Genomic DNA, 4,055 nt, shown 5'->3' on the forward strand with positions numbered 1-4,055 from the left:
CAGTTTGTTCAGGCTCCTGAGTTTAAGGGAAAAATTGAATTTGTAGATGTCACTTTTAGTTATCCAAATACAGATGTACCTGCGCTTAAAAATATTTCATTTACAATTAACAATGGTGAGCACATTGCTATTATTGGACGCATAGGTTCAGGAAAAAGTACCATTCAAAAACTTATTTTAGGGCTCTATGAACCTGATGCTGGGCAAATTCTTATTGATGGGATTGATATAAATCAAATAGATCCTGGAGATTTAAGAAAACATATAAGTTATGTTTCTCAAGATATTATGCTCTTTCGGGGAACAGTAAGAGAAAATATTACATTTAGAGCTTCACATGCAACTGATGGTGCTATGATACGCGCCGCACAAATCAGTACCGCGGATGAGTTCATTAAAAAACATCCTAAAGGATACGAAATGCCAGTTGGCGAGAGAGGACAAGGAATGTCTGGCGGACAAAAGCAGAGCATAGGAATTGCTCGTGCAATGCTTGTTGATACACCGATTGTAATAATGGATGAACCAAGTAATGCTATGGATCAAATAACAGAAACAAAACTTTTAGCAAATCTGGACAAAGCCCTAAAAGGTAAAACTTCTATACTCGTAACACAAAAAATGAACCTTCTAAAAATTGTTGATAGGGTTATGGTTATAAATGACGGTAAGCTCATTATAGATGCACCAAAAGAAGAAGCAATTTTAAAACTACAAGCAGGAGGCTCTTCTAATGAAAAAAAATAAACTAGTAGAGTATAGTGAAAAAGATTATGAATTTATGAACTCAATTAGTGCTGCTGTATTGCAACAATCTCCTTCAAGAATGAGCTTAATATTAAAAATTTGGATTATAAGTATTTTTGCTTTTATTCTTTGGGCATCTTTTGCATCTATTGATGAAGTAACAAGAGGAAATGGCAAAGTCATTCCTTTTGGTCAAAATCAAGTCGTGCAAAATCTTGAAGGTGGAATAGTTGAATCTATTTTGGTAAGAGAGGGTCAAAGTGTCAAAAAAGGAGAGGTTTTACTTAAAATAAGTAATGCAAAATCTCTCTCAAGCAGCGAAACCAATAAAATGAAATACAATGAACTTTATGCAAAAAGACTGCGTTTATATGCCCAAGCAAATCAACTTCCATTTCCTCAAAAACATTTAAAAAATAAAGATCTTCAACAACAAGTAGAGTTAGCACAAAAGCTCTACACATCGGACAAAATAGAAATGCTTGCCAAAGATGCTACTATTGTTAGTCAGATTGAGCAGAGAAAACAAGAGCTAAAAGAGGCAGAAGCAAAAATAAAATCTCTTAAAAAGTCGCTAGAGTTTGTCACTGAAGAGATATCAATGATGGCACCAATGGTAAAAGAGGGTGTGAAGTCTAAAGTCGAATTTTTAAAACTCAAACGCGAAGCAAATGGGATTGAAAATAAAATTGAAGCAGCAGAACTCTCTTTACCAAGGTTAAGATCTGCCATACAAGAGTATAGAGATAAACGAATTAACGCTAAACAGGAATTTATTAATAAAGATAAAGAAGAGTTAAATAAGGTATCTGCTGAACTAGAGCGTATAAAAACGCAACAGGTTGAATTTACAGACCAGGTAAACAGGACTATGGTTACATCTCCGGTAGATGGAATAGTGCAAAAACTTTTCATAAATACAGTTGGCGGTGTTATAAAACCAGGACAAAATCTTTTTGAAATTGTTCCAACAAATGAAAAACTTTATGTTCAAATTAAAATCAAGCCACGAGATATTGCATTTATTCATCCTGGAGCAAAAGCGATGGTAAAAATTTCTGCATATGATTTTTCTATTCACGGCGGATTGCAAGGAAAAGTAGTGGACATTTCCCCAGATACTATTACAGATAAAAAAGACCATACTTACTACCTTATTCATATTGAAACACAGAAAAACTATCTTGGTACAAAAAAACATCCACTTAAGATTATTCCAGGAATGACTGCTAGTGCAGATATTGTCACAGGGAAGAAGACAGTTATGCAGTATATTCTAAAACCTATTCTCAAATCAAAACAGTATGTATTTTCAGAGAGATAAGATGAAGACAATATTTTTTAGCACAGATGTAGACACTATAAATGAGTGGAAATCCCGCCACAATGTTAAAGATCTACTTGAAGTTACAGATTGTGATGCGTTGCTTCAAGTATTGTCTACACTTCAAGAGTATATTATTGTAAGTGATTATGATTCAGTTTCACACAGCATAAATAAAATGCTTGCATCAAATACACTTCCTGATAAATTTATTGTTTTAGAAAAAGTTCCTGAAATCATTACAGGGAAGTCACTTATTTTAAAAGGTATTAAAGCATACGGGAATGCCAGAATGTTAAAGATTCACTACCAGCAGATGATTGAAACAGTCAAAGGTGGCAAAATATGGACATATCCTGAACTAACATTGGCTCTTGCAAAAGAGGCTAAACGCAGCAACATCTCTGATGAGGCAGAAGCTCTTATAGAGCATCGTCTTACAGAGAAAGAGAAAGAGGTTATATATGCAATCTTAGAGGGACTTACAAATGATGCGATAGCTAGTGAGCTCGACATCACGCAACGGACGGTTAAAGCACACATTAGTTCTATTTTCTCAAAATTACATGTAAACGATAGAGTGTCTCTTATTTTACTTCTAAAATAAACTCTAGCAACTCTATCTATTTTGTATTTCGGACACAAATAGCATAATTTTTATCGCACTTATCGCTTGTTGATAAGAAGCCATTAGGGGAATAAACAACATAAGCATTCAAATCATCTTTTGTATCAACTTCATTACTCCAGTAAAGCGTATCTCCCAAATGAGAAAACACGACATTATCTTTACCAGTTTTTGACAAGCTTTGTAACTCACTATGTGATGGTAATCTCCAATCAGAAAACCCTGCAAACACCATACTAGAACAGTGAGCCTTTGCCATTTTCCAAATATAAAGTTTTTCACCTACTTCAGTTCTATCTTCCCACTGCAAATGTTTTTTCGTATTTACGACACTAGCATCTTTTTTCACCCACTCTTGCGCTTGAGAAACTATACTAATTAGGAATAAAAATAAGAGTATTTTAGCCATGTCGATTCCTTTTTTATTGCTTAGATTTTATTTATGCACTAAGTATACTATTTTATTGTGCAACTACTGTGCAGTCAATTTAAACTTCTCTTTATCAAAAAAGCTCTCTAGCGAAATATTTTTAAATGCTGCGTTTAGCGAAGTAAAAAGTTGTGGAAACTCCTGCTCCATTTTAGCAAGCATCACTTTTGTGTCTGCTCTAGCGTGTGGCATTTTTACATCAAAACGCATAGCTGGACATGCTTCATCACCTATAGCTTCAATACCATTGTCTTGAACAAACGCAGTGAGTTGTCGCTCTCTCATTTGAATAAGCGGACGAATTACTATAAGCCCATTCTCTGCCCTATATTTTGGAGCTAAACTTCGCATCTGTCCATTGTAAATAAAATTCATAAAAAAGCTCTCAGCTGCATCATCCATATGGTGTCCCAAGGCTACTTTATTGCAACCATGCTCTTTTGCTACAGAGTAGAGATACCCTCTTCGCATACGAGAAAAGAAACTACAGTATGACGAGTTTTTACGGATTTTATCTTTAGCTAATTCATAGGTCTTCGTTTCATGTACTATATGTGGAATATCATGTTCTTTACAATGAGCAGAGAGTTTCTCAAAATTTTCACCCATACCATAGCTAATGGTTACAGCTAGAAATTCAAACTTAAAGGGAGCGCGTCTCTGCTGCTCTTTCATGGCATGAATCATAGTAAGTGAATCTTTACCACCACTCAAACCAACAAGAATTTTATCGCCCTCTTGGATAAGCTCGAACTCGGCATTTGTCTTACCAAGTTTAGACATAATTTTTTTAGAAAGTTTTACTGCCATTACTTTTGTGCTAACTTATCTACCATATTCATAACAAACGCAGCACTCTGCACTGCACTTGTCTCTAAAAATTCATCAAAGGAGAAACTAGCATCCATATCTGCTGCATCACTAAT

Annotated in this window: 5 protein-coding genes and 1 pseudogene; 3 read left to right on the plus strand and 3 right to left on the minus strand. The window is 34.9% G+C overall.

What is annotated here, in order from left to right; genetic code table 11:
- From MVY38_RS04235 to MVY38_RS04245, 3 genes are all read left to right on the plus strand, one after another.
- The coding region (locus tag MVY38_RS04235) for an ATP-binding cassette domain-containing protein (protein WP_297483887.1) at nt 1–747 on the plus strand (747 nt) is incomplete at its 5' end.
- Nucleotides 734–2,071: an HlyD family type I secretion periplasmic adaptor subunit gene (locus MVY38_RS04240; protein ID WP_297483889.1), complete on the plus strand. Its 1,338-nt coding sequence runs from the start codon at nt 734–736 to the stop codon at nt 2,069–2,071. The genes MVY38_RS04235 and MVY38_RS04240, both read left to right, overlap by 14 nt.
- Nucleotide 2,072: 1 nt before the next feature.
- Nucleotides 2,073–2,678, plus strand: coding sequence for a LuxR C-terminal-related transcriptional regulator (locus MVY38_RS04245; protein WP_297483891.1), 606 nt, complete (start codon nt 2,073–2,075; stop codon nt 2,676–2,678).
- A 16-nt stretch (nt 2,679–2,694) separates the two neighbouring features.
- Here the strand turns inward: MVY38_RS04245 and MVY38_RS04250 are convergent, their stop codons facing one another.
- The 3 genes and pseudogenes from MVY38_RS04250 to MVY38_RS04260 all read right to left on the minus strand — a co-directional run.
- A complete protein-coding gene (locus tag MVY38_RS04250) occupies nt 2,695–3,108 on the minus strand; it encodes a DUF1566 domain-containing protein (RefSeq protein WP_297483893.1) in 414 nt (137 codons plus the stop codon).
- A 63-nt stretch (nt 3,109–3,171) separates the two neighbouring features.
- Nucleotides 3,172–3,939, minus strand: a complete 768-nt coding sequence (locus MVY38_RS04255; RefSeq protein WP_297483895.1) for an ATP-binding protein — start codon at nt 3,937–3,939, stop codon at nt 3,172–3,174.
- Nucleotides 3,939–4,055, minus strand: a pseudogene (locus MVY38_RS04260) (5'-methylthioadenosine/adenosylhomocysteine nucleosidase); the annotation flags it as partial. The gene MVY38_RS04255 and the pseudogene MVY38_RS04260, both read right to left, overlap by 1 nt.

Source organism: Sulfurimonas sp., assembly GCF_027056685.1.
GTDB lineage: Bacteria > Campylobacterota > Campylobacteria > Campylobacterales > Sulfurimonadaceae > Sulfurimonas.

Excerpts from the sequence above, each read along its gene's own strand:
- MVY38_RS04245 (WP_297483891.1), top strand. The coding sequence starts at position 2,073 with ATGAAGACAATATTTTTTAGCACAGATGTAGACACTATAAATGAGTGG.
- MVY38_RS04250 (WP_297483893.1), bottom strand. The coding sequence starts at position 3,108 with ATGGCTAAAATACTCTTATTTTTATTCCTAATTAGTATAGTTTCTCAA.
- MVY38_RS04240 (WP_297483889.1), top strand. The coding sequence starts at position 734 with ATGAAAAAAAATAAACTAGTAGAGTATAGTGAAAAAGATTATGAATTT.
- MVY38_RS04255 (WP_297483895.1), bottom strand. The coding sequence starts at position 3,939 with ATGGCAGTAAAACTTTCTAAAAAAATTATGTCTAAACTTGGTAAGACA.